Here is a 17636-nt window from a genome sequence, read left to right as displayed (position 1 = left end):
CAACTAATTCAATTACACCAATCTGATGATTTGGTGGGGAACTAAAACCCGAAAATTACAAATTACGTTAGCGTAGCGGTAGCGAGTCTGCGAGCGTCATTAGGAATTACGAATTAGTTAATTAGAGGGTCGGAATTGAGCTTTGATTCTCTGGGCAATGGAAGTAGCTTCACGGCGAATCCTCTCAGGGTCAACCGTGAGCATCTGACGTTTTTCCATTAGAACTTGCCCATTTACAATCACAGTATCAACATCTTGGGCATCTGCTGCATAAACCAGATGGGAGATAACATCATAAAGCGGGAGCAAGTGTGGTTCTTTAAGCTGGACTTGAATTAGGTCTGCTTGAAGTCCCACCTTAATCGCACCAATTTTATCTGATAAGCCGAGTGCTTCTGCACTGCCAAGTGTTGCCATACGCAAAACTGTCTTAGCCGATACAGCAGTGGGGTCAAGTGTAGTCCCTTTATGGATGAGGGCGGTGAGGCGAATTGCCTTCCACATATCAAGAGTGTTGTTCGACGCCGCTCCATCCGTGCCTAGACCAACCTTAACTCCCGCTTTCAGCATCGCCGGAATCGGCGCAAAGCCCGAAGCCAGTTTCAAATTCGAGTCAGGATTGTGAATAACACCAACACCGCGTTTAGCTAGCAGGGCAATTTCATTTTGGTTAGGCCAGACAACGTGTGCGGCAAATACACGCGGCTCCAGAAAACCGAGATTTTCTAGATGTTTGACTGGGGTTGCATTATAGCGCTGCTGGATATCTTTAACTTCAGTTTGTGTCTCTGCCAGGTGAATCGTCAACGGGATATCATATTGACGCGCAGCCTGAATAGCCTGTACCAGATGCTCTGGCGAGACGGTGTAGGGAGCGTGTGCAGCAATAGCCGGTATTATACGTTCGTTCTTGCCTTTCCAACGTTTCACAAAATTTATCGCCGAGGCAAAGGCATCATCCCATCCTTTGAAACCAGGGCTAGGAAAATCTATTGACGAGGGCGCAATAATGGCGCGTAAGCCGCATTCATTAACGACTTTGGCAGCGACATCTGGCTGAAAGTACATATCAACAAACGTTGTTGTGCCACCACGTATCATCTCCCAGCAAGCAAGTTGTTCCCCAACGCGGACAAAATTTTCATCAACAAACTTCCCTTCTGCTGGGAAGATGTAATTCTGAAGCCAATCCTGCAACGCTAAGTCGTCCGCAAGACCGCGAAACAGAACCATTGCTGAGTGAGAGTGACCATTGACAAGACCCGGCATCAGCACCAGACCCTCGCCTGGGAGCGTCCTGTCCGCTCTGTAAGATGCCATGATTTTATATTTTGTGTCTACCGCAACAATTTTGCCATCCCTAATGGCGACTGCCCCATTTTGGATGACGGGTTGTGCCTTGTTCATAGTAACGATGAAATCGCTACCTACAATCAGTTCTACTTTTTGCTTCCCTTGAGTGCCTAGATTATAGTTACTCTGAGCAATAACTATCTGACCGAAAAAGACAAACAACGTCGTACAGAGAAAAAGAACTAACAGCTTATAGTGTTTTGTCAGATGATATTTCACTCTAAAATATCCTTGTGGGATTTTTCTCGTGACTTTATCATCCGTCTAATTGCTACCAATTTCACAATTAAAAATTGTGTTTTATACCAATCTATCTGTAAACATTCTTCACAAGTTGCTAGTCGCAAATAGCGCTATTTCATCACTCTCATGAGAGAAAAATCAAGGGCAAAATCTGAAAATAAAATCCCGAATCTCAACCGCTACAACCCCAGCAGAAGATTCTGGTAAGTCGTTTCCAGCATGGGCAATCATTTTCAACTCAACCTTCGGCATCAGTTGAGCATAAACCCGGCTTTTGGCTAAAGCATCTGGTGTATCTTGGCCACCTTGTAAAATCAAAACTGGCACGTCTATCATATAAAGCCGCTTTTGCAGTAATTCCGCCTCAATTTCTGCTTGTCGCCGTTTGAAAAGTAACTGGCAACCTATGGGATACGGCAATAGCGCCTGACGCAGCTGCAAGTCTTGGGCAATTTTTTCATGCCAACCTAAGATTTTAGTGAAGGGAGTTAGCGATCGCAACAATTTTACCATTACTGGTGGATAGCTCAGTAATCGCCGCATCTTTCGGCAATGCTGTTCTTGTCCTGCTATTTCTACACCCTCTGGTGCTAGCAATACCACACCATCAACTTTCTCTGGATAATTTAAAGCATAGCTAGCAGCAATCCAACCCCCAAGAGAATGCCCTACTAAATATACTTTTTCTAGCTTGACAGCTTGCAGGAATTCAGCTAAACACTCTACTTGTAAATCTATCGAATGGTGGATATTCGGATTCTCTGATTCACCAAACCCTAACAAATCAGGTGCAAAGCAATGGAAATCTTGTGCAACGGACTCCATCACAGATAACCATTGACTGCTCTCATTCCAAGCACCATGTAAAAAAATTATAGGAGTTTTTTCACCGACTTCACGCCAGAATATCAGCCCTTGAGAGAGCTTTCTCCGGGAGTTACGGAATAGTGTATCCATTTTAATTTAGTAGTTAACTTTCAGCACCATAATAAATAGTCATTAGTCATTAGCATCTAACGAAAAACAAATGACTAATAACAAAATATTATTATGCCAATGTTGTCAAGCCCTTCAAGTAGTCTTGCAACTGCCGAGTATGGTCGTGAGACATCAGTCCTGAAGGGAGGAAATTTGGAGAAAAAGCTTGGATTTCCATGACTTCCAAAGTATCTTGAATCTCCATTGTCCCATGCACCTCGGCTTCAACCACAATACAAATTGAATGGATTCTGGGATCGCGGTCTGGTGCGGAGTAAACTCCTACCAAACGATTAATTTTCACCAATTCTAGCCCGGTTTCCTCCAGCAATTCTCGGCGGACTGTGTTGGGAATATCTTCTCCCCAATCCACCATACCTCCAGGCAATGCCCAAAGACCATCATCACGTCGCCGAATCAGTACTATCCGACCATCGGGTAAAATTGGAATGATACTAGTGCCAGTAATGGGATGACGAAATATGATACCCAATACTGTTTGTCCAATACGCCATAAGCTACGTGTGGACTGGACGGCTGCCGGAAAAAAAGCAATAACGTTCAATCTTCAAAATTTATGTATTGTATTCTATGCTTCTCTACCACTTACATAGACTCAACTAATAAAAATTTTATTGAGTTTTGTTTTATACAAAGATGTTTGTGGTTTGAGATTTTATTCTCACGATTTACGTAGAATATTATTAATTCTAACATCAAGTTTCAATAGAAGCACTGTATTCATCTATACATAATATTTTTTAAATCAGAAAAATTTTCAGTTTATAACTAAGATTAGCCTTGCCCAAACCAGTATCACTAATAGTTTTTCAGCATACATTAAAAAAACTAATCTGAATAATTAAGTTAGAATCCAAAATTAAGAATTCACAAGAGAAAATTAAGCGGGGTTTGAGACTGCCACCTAATTATTGATAATATTGATTGGTTTATTCCAAGAACAACAACTAGTTAGCTAAGTGGGTGGAAATAAATAAGCAAGATTATGTAAACAAAGGTTAAGGAAGAAATTACGATGATGTTACGCGCCATCGACACCCACAATCTGTTTACTTTTTTCCACCCACTTAATTTACATCTCTTTAAAGGATTCAAATCTAAGAAAAAGTATTTTTCATCTAGCTGGTGGGGATAATTCTAAATTTTTATTGACATAACAAGATTTAATGCGGTAGACTAGTACATTGTTTAAAGCGTATTAATTGCTGCACTAGGCTACAAGTATATCAATAACATTGGTAGCTGATATTGCCTACGTGATGCCTAGTTGCTACTTTTTTAGTTGCTACTTTTTTGTTGTTTATTTAATGAGGTGAACATGGCCAAGCGCCGTAACCCGAAAAAAGAAAAGGCGCTACGGAACCAGGCGTATGCCAGAAAGTTTCGTAAACGGACTACGACAGGAAGAATGCAGAGAAGATTCCAACAACGCCCACCGAAGAGTGAAGAAGAAGAAGGCGCAGCAGCAGCTGATACTGAATAAGCTGCCTGCTTAAACCTTTGTTATAGCGTTTCCTAATAAGAATGAGGTACGGCTTAACCTCACCCCGATAAAGCTCTGCTTTATCTCCCCTCTCCGAACTTACGCAGAGGGTTGGGGGGTGAGGTTTTGATATGTACTTCATGCAGATGGGAACCGCTATACTTGGTTTATTTAGTTTTTAGGGCGTACAAATGTGCGCCCTTATTTATTACTCGGCATTGAGCAATTCAATTTTGCATTTTGGATTGACGATAGCGCCACAAAGAGCGAGTCCGCGTACTCCTGCCCGGAAGCAAGCTACGTGCAGCGTCTGATAGAGAGCGTCTTTTGGATTGAATTTCAATCTAAAATCCAAAATCTAAAATCTAAAATTTTTACTCCCCATTCCCCCTATTTAACGATTTGAGCGCGGGCGGCTATGAGTGCTTTGCTTACCTGTACAAAGCCAGTACCACCGTAACTGTTGCGGGCTGCCACAACTTGACGGGGGGATATCGCCTCATAAATATCTGCTGCAAATGCCGGATGTAGTTGTTGCCACTCTGACAATTTCAAATCTTTCAGGAGTTTACCTGCGGCAATACTAGTTTTTACCACTTTACCTACAAGGTTGTAAGCTTCTCGGAAAGGGATGCCCCGTGCTGCCAGATAATCTGCTACATCGGTAGCATTGGAAAAATCTTCCGTCACGGCTTGAGCTAAGCGCTGGGTACGAAATTCTAAGCCTTCCCTGAGCAAAATTGTCATCGCTTCTAGAGAAGCTTTGACTGTGTTAACGCTATCAAATAGACCTTCTTTATCTTCTTGCAGGTCTTTGTTATATGCCAAGGGTAGCCCCTTCATAATCACTAACATCGCCTGGAGATGACCGAATACACGCCCTGTTTTCCCCCGCACCAATTCTGGTACATCGGGGTTTTTCTTTTGGGGCATGATACTGGAACCCGTAGCACAGCTATCTTTGAGGGTGATAAAGCGAAATTCTTCAGTTGACCAAAGAATGACTTCTTCTGCAAGGCGGCTGAGGTGAACCATAATCAAGCTAGCAGCACACAAGAATTCGATCGCAAAATCGCGATCGCTAACTCCATCAAGGCTATTAGCATAAATATCGTCAAAGTTCAAGAGTTTGGCTGTGTAGTGGCGATCAATGGGGAAAGTAGTTCCCGCCAAAGCACCACATCCCAAAGGTGAGATATTGACGCGGCGAGAAACATCTCCTAAGCGTTCCCAGTCGCGTTGCGCCATTTGAAAGTATGCCAAGAGGTGGTGAGCTAAACTCAGGGGTTGGGCGCGTTGTAGGTGAGTATAGCCAGGAATTAGGGTTTCAACGTGCTTTTCGGCTATATCCAGTAAAACACCTTGAAATTCTCGCAATTCGCTTTTGATTTGTCGGATTTGGTCACGCAGGTAGAGTCTGGTATCAGTACCAACTTGGTCATTACGCGATCGCGCCGTATGCAGCTTTTTACCCACATCGCCGACAATTTCTGTCAGTCGTCGTTCAACTGCAAAATGTACATCTTCAGCATCAACACCAGGCTGAAATGTACCCTGGCGGTACTCTTGGCGAATTTGCTCCAAACCAGCAACCAGTTGCTCTCCTTCTTCTGGGGAGATAATGCGCGTGTGAGCGAGCATTTTGGCATGAGCTTGAGAACCAGTCAGGTCATATTCTATTAATTCAATATCAAAACCTATACTGGCATTAAAACGAGCGATCGCTGGATGCAACGCTGATTCAAATCGCTGGCTCCAAGTTTCTTCTTTGGTCATAAATTATATGTGGGGAGTGGAGGAAAGTTAGGAGTTAAGAGTGAGGAGTTATGAGTTTTTGACTCCTAACTTCTCACCACTGCGGGGTTCGCCAGTCGCTCATCCGGGGTTTCCCGCATGAGCGACTGGCTCACTCCTCACTTTCAACTCCTAACTTTTAAATTTAACCGTAGCTAGTTAGATTCCGAATGATATAGCCAATGACTAAACCAATCAACAATGCCCACACTTGACCTGTCTGTATAAAGTGGCTCCAAGCTTTTTGAATCTGACCCATCACGTCTGGATCAGTAATCGTTTGTGCTAGGGCTGTGAAATTTACAGGCAAATGCCAAAATAACTGAGATATCAAATCGCTGTAGTGGCTCATATTTGATGCTTAAGAAGTAAAGAGTGGCAAATTTCAGCACCAGTTTATTTTTTACATTAAATACTGATAGTGTACTGAAATATTGGATATAACTTTAATGTCTTAACTCAAGATGCAGCCGATGCCAACCGCAATTTCTCGGCAGTCCGCAAAATTTGCCCCGCCAAAACTGCTGCGCCAAAACCATTATCGATATTTACTACGCCTACTCCCGCAGCACAAGAGTTAAGCATTGTCAATAAAGGTGCTAAACCGCCAAAACTTGCGCCATAACCGATGCTAGTGGGTACGGCAATCACAGGACAACTCGCTAAACCCGCGACAACGCTGGGTAAAGCGCCTTCCATCCCCGCCACGACAATTAACACCGATGCTGACTCAATCAGGTGGCGGTTACTTAATAAACGGTGAATCCCAGCAACGCCAACATCCCAGAGGCGTTGGACGCGGAAACCGGAAAGTTCAGCAGTGACAGCCGCTTCTTCAGCAACGGGTAAATCAGCAGTACCAGCAGAAAGAATGCCAATTTCACCCTGGAATTGTGGTTCGATACTAGGGGGAGCGATCGCACAAATTCGCGCCGAATCGTAATATCGCAAACCACTAACTTTTGATTGCAGTGCGGCATAAACTGCTGGTTCAATGCGAGTTGCCATCACCACCGGGTTGCGGAGGCGCATCACCTCCATAATTTGAGCAATTTGATCGGGAGTTTTACCAAGACCCCAAATCACCTCTGGGAAACCAGTTCTAAGGGCGCGATGATGGTCAATTTTGGCAAACTCACCCACAGATTCATAAGTTAAATCTTTAAGTGAATCTAATGCGGTATCTGGCGTAATTTTACCATTGGCAACCGCTTCGAGGAGCGATCGCAAAGTTTTTTCATCGGTCATTGGTTATTTGTCCTTTGTCCTTTGTCCTTTGTCCTTTGTCCTTTGTCATTCTTCCTTTGTGAATAACCAATGCCCCATGCCCAATGCCCCATTCCCAATTCCTAATCAGTTACTTTTAGTTCGTAGAGATTCCAGAATGGCCCACCAAGAGCAGTATATTGAATTCCTTGGAAGCGATCGCGCACTGCTTGCAGATTCAAGCTCTCCACTAAATGAATAAACGGCAACTGTTCTGAGGCGATGCGCTGATATTGATAATAAATTTCCTTGCGCTTGTTTTCATCCAATACCTGTGCGCCTTTAATGTAAAGGCTATCAATTTCCTTTTCCCAGTCGGAAACTTCCCAGCCAGTTATGGGTGGATCTCCTGGTTGTGGCCCCAAATTAAATGCGTGGGATGCACCGGCAATCCTCCAGATATTGCTAGCGCCGTGTGGTTCAATACCGCCTCCAGCAAATCCTCCCAGATAACAATCCCAATTATGCGTAACTTTGAGTTTTTCTAGATAAGAATTAAAGCTGAGAATTTGCAAATCTACTTGAATCCCAATATTACCAAGATCCCGTCTGATTTGAGATGCCATATCTCCTCTAACTTTTCTTTCCGAATTCGTTAAGATTGTAAATCTGACTCTGTTACCATTAGCATCTAAAAGCTGATTTTGGTCATTATATTTAAACCCAGCTTGTAACAGTAATTTCTTCGATTTATCTGGCTCGTAATTATATACCTTTAACCCTTTTTCTGGAGGAAGGAAGTAGGGGCTTTTGACATAAACAAATGAATTTTGCAGTTCACCCAGTCCCCGATAAGCATTTGTTTTCATGGTTTCGCGGTCGAGTGCATAGGCTATAGCCTGCCTGAATTCCTTTTTATTAAACCAGCTAGATTTAATTGGGTCTACAAAAGGTTTACCCTGAGAATTCTTCGCTTTACTAAGATTGAAAGCAATAAAACTCGTACTTGTGCCTGGGCCACCGTTATAAATTTTAAACTTCGCCCGTTTTTCTTCTCGCTTCAGCAAACTAAAACCTTCAGGAGGAACTTCTAAATCATCCAACTGCCCAGAGCGAAAACTAATCAACTGGTTTTCAGTAGATTCAATAATTTGCCAAACAATGCGCTCAATGTAAGGCTGAGGATTACCCTGAGCATCTTTACGCCAGTAGTATGGATTACGCCGAAATATAACTCGCTGACTGGAAACGTAACTTTCCATGACATAGGGACCGTTACCAACAATTTGTTTCGGATCAGTGCCTGTTCCCCACATTAAGAGAAACTTAGAATTTCCACCAGAACCGATTGTGCGAACTGCTTTCTGTAGAACATGGGCTGGCATAATTGGGATGCCGCCGACATATCTTAAAAAAGGAGCAAAGGGTTCCTGTATGCTAAATTCAACCCGACGCTCATCAATTTTTTTCACCTTTGGCAAACTGCCCTTATCGCCAATTCTTAGGGCATCTTTGGTAGAGGTAGGAATTTTAGGATTGAGGTAGATTTCGTTATAAGTAAAAACAACATCATCAGCAGTCATTGGCTGACCATCTGACCACTTAATTCCTGATCGTAGGGTGATCAAAATTCGCTGACCATCTTCAGAAACTTCCCAGGCTTCTGCTAAAGCAGGCTCAAGTTTTGTGGTTATAGGATTCTCATTAGTCAATGAGTCATAGAGGAAACCAAAAACGCTATATGCAGACTCATTCAGAGCATAGTTAAAAGTTGAAGGTTCGCTCAAAACTGCGGTGACGATTTGCGGCACTTGAGTGGCTGCACTTTTGAAGTTAGCAGGGTTGCAGGCGGTAAGTGTAAGTGCTATTGCTGAAGTCAGAATTATTGGCAACCAAAAACGCCTAATTGCAAAAAAGATTGATGGTGATTTCATAGAATTAAATTTACTGGAACTCTGTCTAATTATGTCAATAAATTCACCCGCAGGTTTATAGGACAAAGATTCAAGTGCGTCTAATCCTATATCTGGGGTAACTTTACCATTAGCCACTGCTTTGAGGAGCGTTCGCAAAGCTTTTTCATCAGTCATTGGTAATTAGCCTTTTGTCCTTTGTGAATTCCTTTGTGAATATTTATTTACCACTAACCAATAACTATAGGACTTACGCAAAACTATACGCTGTACGGGCAATTCATGAATTGCCCCTACCTGGAAATCTTTCTTTTCGGCTACTGTTTGCCTAAGTCCTGAACTAATGACAAATGACAAATGACAAATGACTAATCCGTTACTTTGATTTGTTCAATGTTCCAAAATGCGCCGCCAAGGGCAGAGAATTTAATGCCTTCAAAACGATTACGCACCGCTGACATTGAATAAGGATTAACCAGGTAAATAAAAGGTAAATTTTCCTGGGTAATCCGCTGTGTTTCGGCATAAATCGCTTTAACTTTCGCTTCGTCTAATTCCCGTGCAGCTTGAATGTAAAGATTCCCAATTTCTGCTTCCCAAGGAGCAACTTCCCAACCCTGAATCAGCTTTTGTCCTGCTTGGGGTTTCTGATTAAACATATGTAATCCGCCTTCAGGTGCCCAGACATTAGCCCCATCATTCGGTTCTAATCCGCCGGTTAGACCCATCAAAGAAGCTTCCCAATCCAAAGAGTTAGAAGTTTTGTCAGTAAAAGTATTCCATGCCAATGGGGTGAAATCGACTTGAATGCCAATTTTGCTCAAGTCTTGTTTAATCTGCGATCCCATTGCCTCACGAATTTTATTTCCAGCATTGGTAAGCAAAGAGAAACGGACGCGATTTCCCTGAGAATCTAGTAACTGATTGTTGTTGTATTTAAATCCTGCTTTGAGAAGTAATTTCTTCGCTTTTTGCTGATTGTAATCGTAAACTTTTAACCCCTCTTTAGGGGAAAGGTAATAGGGGCTTTGCACAGAAATCGGTGAATCTTGTGCTAGACCCAAGCCGCGAAAAGTGTTATTAATCATCGTTTGACGGTCAATTGCATAGGCTATAGCCTGCCGAAATTGCACATTATTGAACCACTGAGACTTAAACGGATCGACCAGTGGTTTTCCATCCCTTTTACCTTTGTTGAGATTGAACCAAACAAACGATGTACTGGATGTTGGTCCACCATTATAAATTTTGAAATTACCCTGCTTTTCTTGCACCTTTAGCAAAGAAAAGTAATCTGGCGACACTCCCACAGTATCTAACCCGCTAGAACGAAATTGTAGCAACGAGGTATCTGTTGATTCTACAATTTCCCAAATTACCCGTTCAATATAAGGCTGAGAATTGCCTTGAGCATCCTTGCGCCAGTAGTAGGGATTGCGCCGGAAGACCACACGCTGACTCGTGTCATAGCGCTCTAATTTGTAAGGCCCGTTGGCAATAATTTGGTTCGCAGGAGTATCAACGCCCCATTTTGTCAGAAAGGTCGGATGCCCATTTTGATCTTTAGTTTTTACCGATTCTTGCAATGTATGGGCGGGCAAAATTGGCGAACCTGTACTCAGTAGAAAAGGTCTAAAGGGTTCCGGTACGCTAAACTCAACTCGGCGTTCATCTACTTTTCGCACAGTGGGTAGCTTCCGACTTTTACCAATCCTCAAGCCGTCTCTCACATCTGTAGGAATCGCTTCGTTAAGGTAAATATCGTTGTAGGTAAACACCACATCATCTACTGTTAGTGGCTGACCATCAGACCATTTCAAGCCTTCCCGTAGGGTAAAAACAATCTTTAATTTATCATCGGAAATTTGCCAGGATTCTGCTAATGCCGGTTCGACTTTCGCAGTTATCGGATTTTGAGTGATTAACCCTTCGTAAATTAGAGGAAAAACATTTGGAGATTCCTGACTGAGAGGATAGTTAAAGGTTTTAGGATCACTGAGAATGCTACTTACCAATTGTGGTATTTGAGCGGCTGGAGTTTTGAACTTAGCTGGGTTGCAGGCGGTAAGTGTAAGTGCTGTTGCTGAAGTCAGAATTATTGGCAACCAAAAACGTTTAATTGCCAAAAATATCATTCTCAAAAATTTCATACTTTCAATACGCGAATAAGTGTAATTAATTTGATTGAGATTGTGGCCAACCAAAGAAGTTTTGGGTTTTATTGAAATACATACTCATTAAGAAATTAGTTTCAACGTAAATTATCACTACACAATATTAATAAATTTCAGTTGTTCCATCTTCTATTAATTGCAATAAACCAATTTTTGCCATTTCCTTTGCCAAAGGTGGTGTTGCAGATTTCCAATGATATGCTAAGTCACGTAGCCAAGCTTCTGTAAGACCTTTAAGATAAAGACTAAATATCCTTTTTTCGCGGAATTTTGGCTCGTAATGACTCAGCAGATCAGCAGGATTAAAGCAGACAATTGGCTCGATAAATTATTGCCATCCCATTTTAAAATTTGAATTTTATCTACATCAACAAGCATGGCAAAGGGAATCACTATCTTTGCAGCTTTTAAGTAATCAATCAGCCGTAAAATAGCATATTTTTTGGCTTTTGCTTCTTGAAAATTGAATGGTAAACCTTTGACTTCAGCTATGAGAATAATTTGTTCCTCTTTGTCTAAAGCAACTAAATCGGGAAAGTCTATATCTTCTATTTTTGTAGCTTGTAAGGCTCTAATTTACCACCAAGTTAAGGTTTGTTGGTTGCTATAAATCATTGATTTCAATCCTCGTGAGTCTTCGATATTTTTACCGATGTTTCCAAAGAAAAGTTACTCTAAAGCTACTAGCAAAACGACAGCATAAGCACATATACCTTCTTCCCGGCCAACAGGGCCTAATTTTTCGTTGGTGGTAGCTTTGATACCAATTTGATTTGGTTGTAATTCTAAAACTGCCGCTAGTTTGTCGCGCATGTTGTGAATATGCGGTTTTAATTTTGGACGTTCTGCTACTACCACCGAGTCAATATTTCCCACCTCCCAGCCTTGATCGCTAATTAGCTGATGTACTTGAGTTAATAGTACTAAACTATCTGCTCCCGCCCATTCAGGATCGCTAGGCGGAAAATAATGACCAATATCCCCCAAGGATAATGCCCCAAGCATGGCATCCATAATCGCGTGCGTTAACACATCAGCATCACTGTGCCCCAACAAACCCAGTTCATGGGGAATTTGAATTCCCCCTAAAATCAAAGCGCGATCGCTCACCAGCTGATGAATATCGTAGCCGTTACCAATCCGAATTTTACTCATTAGTCGTTAGTCATTGGTCATTGGTCATGGGTCATTGATCATTTGTTATTTGTTATTTGTCAGGAGTTAGGAATTATTATTCTCCCCCTGCTCCCCTGCTCCCCTGCTCCCCTGCTTCAATTTTTCCAGGAGATCAGGGCGGCGATCGCCTGTTCTTTGAATTTGTTGTTCGTAACGCCACCGCGCGATCGCTGCGTGATTCCCACTGAGCAAGACATCAGGCACTTTCAAACCGCGAAAATTGGCAGGACGAGTATATTGGGGATAGTCCAACAACCCTTCCTCAAAACTTTCTGCTGTGAGAGACTCCGTTTTGGCCACAGTTCCGGGTAATAGCCGTACTACACCATTAATCAAAGCCATTGCTGGAATTTCCCCACCGGTCAGAATAAAATCACCTAAAGATACCTCACGAGTTACTAAATGTAGCACCCTCTCATCTACTCCTTCGTAATGTCCGCAAATAACTACTAACTGGTCATAATTTGTCACCAATTCTTTCAAAAGAGGTTGATTGATTGTTTCACCCTGTGGACTCATCAAAATTACTTCTCTTCGGGGTAGAATTGGCAGCGACTCCACAGCAGTAAAAATCGGTTCCGGCTTCATTAGCATCCCAACGCCTCCACCGTAGGGTTCATCATCTACCTTTCGGTGCTTGTCAGTGGTAAAGTCCCGTGGGTTAACCAGATGCACTTCGGCAATCTGTTTGGCTAAGGCTTTACCCAGCAGCCCAGAATTGAGAACAGAGTTAAAACAGTCAGGAAAAAGCGTAACTATATCAAAGCGCACAGTTATTCGTATTCAAGGACACTAATCTTAAATTTGAATGTCTAGCAAACATCATCAAGCCAAGGGCGGGTCAAATTCCAGTTAAACTTTATCAATAGTATCTAAAACTACCAGACCTCTTGGATTTTAGATAGGATCAAAAGTTTTTCTAATTACTTAATTTATGTTTAAATGTTGTCACAACTACATTTAAATTAATAATCATATCAAGTTAACAACTTCCAGGATGCATCGAGCCAGCCTCAGAAAAAAGCGTAGTCTTAACTGCTCGTCCCCAACCCTAAAGGGGGAATCTAGCCCCCTAAAGACTATTTTGCCCTGCTGCAAGTGGAGAGGTGAAAAACAAGGCGCCGGCTTTGAGCAACGGGAACGAAGACATTTAGACCGAGGCAAGGCGAGAATTTGGAGAGTGGCTGACCCAGTTCCAAACTTCCAAAAAGTGTCCTCTCAAAGAAGCAAAGTCCAAAAATCATGGCTGCTTCTGAACCTTGTTAAATTCACCTGAAGTTGTTGACAGGAGAAACACAATGCCGCAATTACAAGCTAAATCGCTAGAAATGAGGACACCCCAAGCAACTAAAACCGCCGTTCTGGTTATCGGAGGCGCAGAAGATAAAGTTCATGGGCGCGAAATCCTACGAACTTTTTTTGGACGTGCTGGTGCTAGTAAGGCTTATATTACAATTATTCCATCAGCCTCTCGCGAACCCGCCATTATCGGTGGTCGGTATATTCGCATTTTTGAAGAAATGGGTGCCCAGAAGGTAGAGATTTTAGACATCCGCGAACGGGAACAATGTGAAGGCTCCCAGGTTAAAGCATCATTAGAAGCCTGTAGTGGGGTATTTTTGACAGGAGGAGACCAGCTGCGTCTTTGTGGCGTATTGGCAGATACGCCAGCAATGGAAATTATTCGGCAAAGGGTGAGGGCGGGGCAACTTACCTTAGCAGGCACTAGTGCAGGAGCGGCAGTGATGGGGCATCATATGATTGCTGGCGGCGGTAGTGGAGAGTCGCCAAATCGTTCCCTAGTGGATATGGCAACGGGTTTGGGATTTATTCCCGAAGTAATCGTTGACCAACACTTTAATAACCGTAATCGCATGGGGCGACTGATTAGTGCGATCGCAGCTCATCCCGATCGCTTAGGTATTGGCATTGACGAAGATACTTGTGCTGTATTTGAACGCGATGGTTGGCTACAAGTTATGGGCAAAGGCAGTGTTACCATTGTTGATCCCACTGAACTCACCCACACCAACGAACCCCATGTCGGTGCTAATGAACCATTAACCGTGCATAATTTACGTCTCCATATCCTCAGCTACGGCGATCGCTTCCACTTGTATCAGCGAACTGTATTGCCTGCTGTACACCGAATCTCCAGCTGACGGGATAGAGTATCTGAGGTTACACTGAGTTGACCGCACAGCAGATTATATTTCTTGTTGCAGAAAAATGATAAGAATACCATGTAAAAAGAAAAAACTGTTTGCAATGAACAGTTTAGCGGTCAATTCCAGTAAGAAACTAGAATTTTGGTTCCGAATCTCCATCTACCTATTCCCATGAGAATCCTCAAGATCCAGACCTTACGCGGCCCAAACTATTGGAGCATTCGACGCCACAAGCTGATCGTCATGCGCCTCGATTTAGAAACCCTTGCCGAGACGCCCTCGAATGAAATCCCTGGCTTTTATGAAGGATTAGTTGAGGCGCTGCCGAGTCTGGAGGGTCACTATTGTTCGCCTGGCTGTCGTGGTGGCTTTCTGATGCGAGTCAAAGAAGGCACTATGATCGGCCATATCGTCGAACACGTAGCCTTAGAACTCCAGGAATTAGCTGGTATGCATGTCGGCTTTGGTCGCACCCGCGAAACTGCCACACCCGGAATTTTCCAAGTAGTGATCGAGTACCTGAACGAGGAAGCGGGACGTTACGCTGGACGAGCAGCTGTGCGGCTGTGTCAGAGTATCGTTGATCGAGGCCGTTATCCCAAGGCAGAACTAGAGCAAGATATCCAAGACCTGAAAGACTTCACCCGTGATGCTTCCTTAGGCCCTTCCACAGAAGCGATCGTTAAAGAAGCAGAAAAAAGAGGTATTCCCTGGATGTCTCTAGAAGCCCGCTTTTTGATTCAGCTAGGCTACGGCGTGAATCAGAAGCGGATGCAGGCCACAATGACCGACAACACCAGCATTCTGGGCGTAGAGCTAGCTTGCGACAAAGAAGCCACTAAACGCATCCTCGCGGCTGCTGGTGCGCCAGTCCCCAGAGGTACAGTGATCAACTTCTTAGACGATTTGGAACAAGCCCTGGAATTAGTTGGCGGCTATCCCATCGTCATCAAGCCACTAGATGGCAATCATGGACGTGGGATCACCATTGATATCAGAACTTGGGAAGAAGCTGAAGCCGGATACGAAGCCGCCAGACAGGTTTCCCGGTCAATTATTGTCGAAAGATATTACGTTGGGCGCGACCACCGGGTACTGGTGGTAAATGGCAAAGTAGTAGCAGTAGCCGAACGCGTGCCGGCTCATGTTATTGGCAACGGCAGATCGACCATCGCCGAACTGATTGAAGAAACAAACCTTGACCCAAATCGGGGTGAAGGACATGATAACGTCCTGACCAAGATTGAACTAGACCGCACCAGCTACCAGTTGCTAGAAAGGCAAGGCTACACCCTAAATAGCGTGCCACCCAAGGGCACTATTTGTTATCTCAGGGCAACGGCAAACTTGAGTACAGGTGGCAGTGCCGTAGACCGTACCGATGAAATTCACCCAGAAAATCTTTGGTTGGCACAACGGGTAGTCAAAATCATCGGTTTGGATATCGCTGGCTTAGATATCGTCACCACGGATATTAGCCGTCCTCTGCGGGAAGTGGATGGCGTGATTGTCGAAGTTAATGCCGCTCCCGGCTTCCGAATGCACGTTGCCCCAAGCGTGGGCATCCCGCGCAACGTCGCTGGTGCAGTGATGGATATGCTGTTTCCTAACGAGCAATCTAGCCAAATTCCAATCCTCAGCATCACGGGCACTAATGGCAAAACCACCACTACCCGACTACTAGCACATATTTATAAACAGACTGGTAAGGTAGTAGGGTATACGACTACCGATGGAACATATATCGGTGATTACTTAGTAGAAGCTGGCGATAACACAGGCCCCCAAAGTGCCCAGGTGATCCTCCAAGATCCCACAGTAGAAGTAGCGGTACTGGAAACGGCTCGCGGTGGCATTCTCCGGTCTGGATTGGGCTTTGAAGCAGCAAATGTGGGGGTGGTATTGAATGTAGCCTCTGACCACTTAGGAATAGGCGATATAGATACCATTGAGCAGTTAGCTAACCTTAAGAGTGTAATAGCGGAAGCCGTATTCCCTGATGGCTATGCGGTACTTAACGCCGACGATCGCCGCGTCGCCGCCATGTCAGAAAAAACTAAGGCTAATATTGCTTATTTCACCATGAACCCCGACTCGGAACTAGTGCGGAAGCACATCCAAAAGGGCGGAGTAGCGGCAGTGTATGAAAATGGCTATTTGTCAATTGTTAAAGGTGATTGGACACACCGGATAGAAAGAGCAGAAAATATACCTTTAACAATGGGCGGACGTGCGCCGTTTATGATTGCCAACGCTTTAGCTGCAAGTTTGGCAGCGTTTGTGCAAAACGTCACGATTGAGCAGATTCGGTCTGGTTTGAGGAATTTTCGGGCTTCAGTTAGTCAAACGCCGGGACGGATGAATCTGTTTAATTTGGGAAATTACCACGCTTTAGTGGACTATGCCCACAACGCAGCCAGTTACGAAGCTGTAGGTTCCTTTGTTCGGAACTGGACTACAGGACAACGGATTGGCGTAATTGGTGGCCCAGGCGATCGCCGTGATGAAGACTTTGTTACTTTAGGCAAATTAGCAGCGCAAATTTTTGACTACATCATCATCAAAGAAGATGATGACACACGAGGACGGCTAAGGGGATCAGCCGCCCAGTTGATTATTCAAGGCATCACCCAAGTTAAGCCTGATAGCCGCTATGAATCAATTCTGGACGAAACCCAAGCGATAAATAAAGGCTTAGACATGGCTCCTGATAACAGTCTGGTGGTAATTTTGCCAGAAAGTGTTACTCGGGCGATTAAGTTAATTAGGGGGCGTGGTGTAGTGAAGGAAGAGACACACCAACAAAATCCCGGCACAAGTGTCATCGATTCCCAAAATGCGATCGCACCTTCTTCTGTTGTTAATACCTTGCTGTAGTCAGGAATCAGGAATCAGAATGACTTCTATGCAACGTGCGTATAACTCGTTGCCGCAAGCGTGTCCCTTTATGGGAAAAACTATATTCAGAAATTTCTCAATATTTAAAATGCATCTTCTCGTGAGTGCATTTTTTCTGAACGCCAGTTGCTCCACTTGGGGAAACCCCAGACGCTCGTTCGCCCTTGGCGTCTCCCAAGGGGAGAAGACTCGCTATCGCTTTTAGCGTCTCCCCTTGGGAGAAGACTGC

Annotated in this window: 13 protein-coding genes; 3 read left to right on the top strand and 10 right to left on the bottom strand. The window is 43.8% G+C overall.

What is annotated here, in order from left to right; all coding sequences use genetic code 11:
• Positions 1-117: 117 nt before the first annotated feature.
• The 3 genes from V7K36_RS16020 to V7K36_RS16010 form a co-directional block, all read right to left on the bottom strand.
• Positions 118-1572: an amidohydrolase gene (locus tag V7K36_RS16020; protein WP_335117294.1), complete on the bottom strand. Its 1455-nt coding sequence runs from the start codon at positions 1570-1572 to the stop codon at positions 118-120.
• Positions 1573-1734: 162 nt separating this feature from the next.
• Positions 1735-2553: an alpha/beta fold hydrolase gene (locus V7K36_RS16015; protein WP_335117291.1), complete on the bottom strand. Its 819-nt coding sequence runs from the start codon at positions 2551-2553 to the stop codon at positions 1735-1737.
• Positions 2554-2644: 91 nt separating this feature from the next.
• Positions 2645-3139: an NUDIX hydrolase gene (locus tag V7K36_RS16010; RefSeq protein ID WP_335117289.1), complete on the bottom strand. Its 495-nt coding sequence runs from the start codon at positions 3137-3139 to the stop codon at positions 2645-2647.
• A 774-nt stretch (positions 3140-3913) separates the two neighbouring features.
• Between V7K36_RS16010 and V7K36_RS16005 the strand changes: the two genes are divergently transcribed.
• Positions 3914-4078 carry a hypothetical protein gene (locus tag V7K36_RS16005; RefSeq protein ID WP_167407613.1) on the top strand — a complete coding sequence of 55 codons (165 nt, stop codon included), beginning with the start codon at positions 3914-3916 and terminating at the stop codon, positions 4076-4078.
• A gap of 390 nt (positions 4079-4468) precedes the next feature.
• Here V7K36_RS16005 and argH read toward each other — a convergent pair whose 3' ends face one another.
• The 7 genes from argH to trmD all read right to left on the bottom strand — a co-directional run bounded on the left by argH (position 4469) and on the right by trmD (position 13112).
• Positions 4469-5854: an argininosuccinate lyase gene (gene argH / locus V7K36_RS16000; protein WP_335117286.1), complete on the bottom strand. Its 1386-nt coding sequence runs from the start codon at positions 5852-5854 to the stop codon at positions 4469-4471.
• A gap of 163 nt (positions 5855-6017) precedes the next feature.
• Positions 6018-6224, bottom strand: a complete 207-nt coding sequence (locus tag V7K36_RS15995; protein ID WP_335117282.1) for a hypothetical protein — start codon at positions 6222-6224, stop codon at positions 6018-6020.
• Between the two features lie 107 nt (positions 6225-6331).
• Positions 6332-7120, bottom strand: coding sequence for a nickel pincer cofactor biosynthesis protein LarB (larB, locus tag V7K36_RS15990; RefSeq protein ID WP_335117279.1), 789 nt, complete (start codon positions 7118-7120; stop codon positions 6332-6334).
• 101 nt (positions 7121-7221) lie between these two features.
• Positions 7222-9012: an ABC transporter substrate-binding protein gene (locus tag V7K36_RS15985; protein WP_335117361.1), complete on the bottom strand. Its 1791-nt coding sequence runs from the start codon at positions 9010-9012 to the stop codon at positions 7222-7224.
• A gap of 347 nt (positions 9013-9359) precedes the next feature.
• Positions 9360-11126, bottom strand: coding sequence for an ABC transporter substrate-binding protein (locus tag V7K36_RS15980; RefSeq protein ID WP_442948470.1), 1767 nt, complete (start codon positions 11124-11126; stop codon positions 9360-9362).
• A gap of 708 nt (positions 11127-11834) precedes the next feature.
• Positions 11835-12320: a 2-C-methyl-D-erythritol 2,4-cyclodiphosphate synthase gene (ispF, locus tag V7K36_RS15975; protein WP_335117273.1), complete on the bottom strand. Its 486-nt coding sequence runs from the start codon at positions 12318-12320 to the stop codon at positions 11835-11837.
• Between the two features lie 66 nt (positions 12321-12386).
• Complete coding sequence (gene trmD, locus V7K36_RS15970; protein ID WP_335117271.1) at positions 12387-13112, bottom strand: tRNA (guanosine(37)-N1)-methyltransferase TrmD; 726 nt, start codon at positions 13110-13112, stop codon at positions 12387-12389.
• Positions 13113-13639: 527 nt separating this feature from the next.
• On the opposite strand from trmD, the gene V7K36_RS15965 reads away from it, so the two are divergent.
• Positions 13640-14503 (top strand): cyanophycinase, encoded by an 864-nt coding sequence (locus V7K36_RS15965; RefSeq protein WP_334831648.1) that lies wholly within the window; start codon positions 13640-13642, stop codon positions 14501-14503.
• Positions 14504-14680: 177 nt separating this feature from the next.
• Positions 14681-17386, top strand: coding sequence for a cyanophycin synthetase (gene cphA, locus V7K36_RS15960; RefSeq protein ID WP_335117269.1), 2706 nt, complete (start codon positions 14681-14683; stop codon positions 17384-17386).
• Positions 17387-17636 lie beyond the last annotated feature (250 nt).

Origin of the sequence: Nostoc sp. (assembly GCF_036919555.1) — a bacterium.
GTDB lineage: Bacteria > Cyanobacteriota > Cyanobacteriia > Cyanobacteriales > Nostocaceae > Nostoc.
This window is presented reverse-complemented; position numbering and strand designations above follow the sequence as displayed.

Coding starts and splice junctions, on each gene's coding strand:
- V7K36_RS16015 (WP_335117291.1), bottom strand. CDS start 2,553: ATGGATACACTATTCCGTAACTCCCGGAGAAAGCTCTCTCAAGGGCTG.
- V7K36_RS16005 (WP_167407613.1), top strand. CDS start 3,914: ATGGCCAAGCGCCGTAACCCGAAAAAAGAAAAGGCGCTACGGAACCAG.
- argH (WP_335117286.1), bottom strand. CDS start 5,854: ATGACCAAAGAAGAAACTTGGAGCCAGCGATTTGAATCAGCGTTGCAT.
- V7K36_RS15995 (WP_335117282.1), bottom strand. CDS start 6,224: ATGAGCCACTACAGCGATTTGATATCTCAGTTATTTTGGCATTTGCCT.
- larB (WP_335117279.1), bottom strand. CDS start 7,120: ATGACCGATGAAAAAACTTTGCGATCGCTCCTCGAAGCGGTTGCCAAT.
- V7K36_RS15985 (WP_335117361.1), bottom strand. CDS start 9,012: ATGAAATCACCATCAATCTTTTTTGCAATTAGGCGTTTTTGGTTGCCA.
- V7K36_RS15980 (WP_442948470.1), bottom strand. CDS start 11,126: ATGATATTTTTGGCAATTAAACGTTTTTGGTTGCCAATAATTCTGACT.
- ispF (WP_335117273.1), bottom strand. CDS start 12,320: ATGAGTAAAATTCGGATTGGTAACGGCTACGATATTCATCAGCTGGTG.
- V7K36_RS15965 (WP_334831648.1), top strand. CDS start 13,640: ATGCCGCAATTACAAGCTAAATCGCTAGAAATGAGGACACCCCAAGCA.
- cphA (WP_335117269.1), top strand. CDS start 14,681: ATGAGAATCCTCAAGATCCAGACCTTACGCGGCCCAAACTATTGGAGC.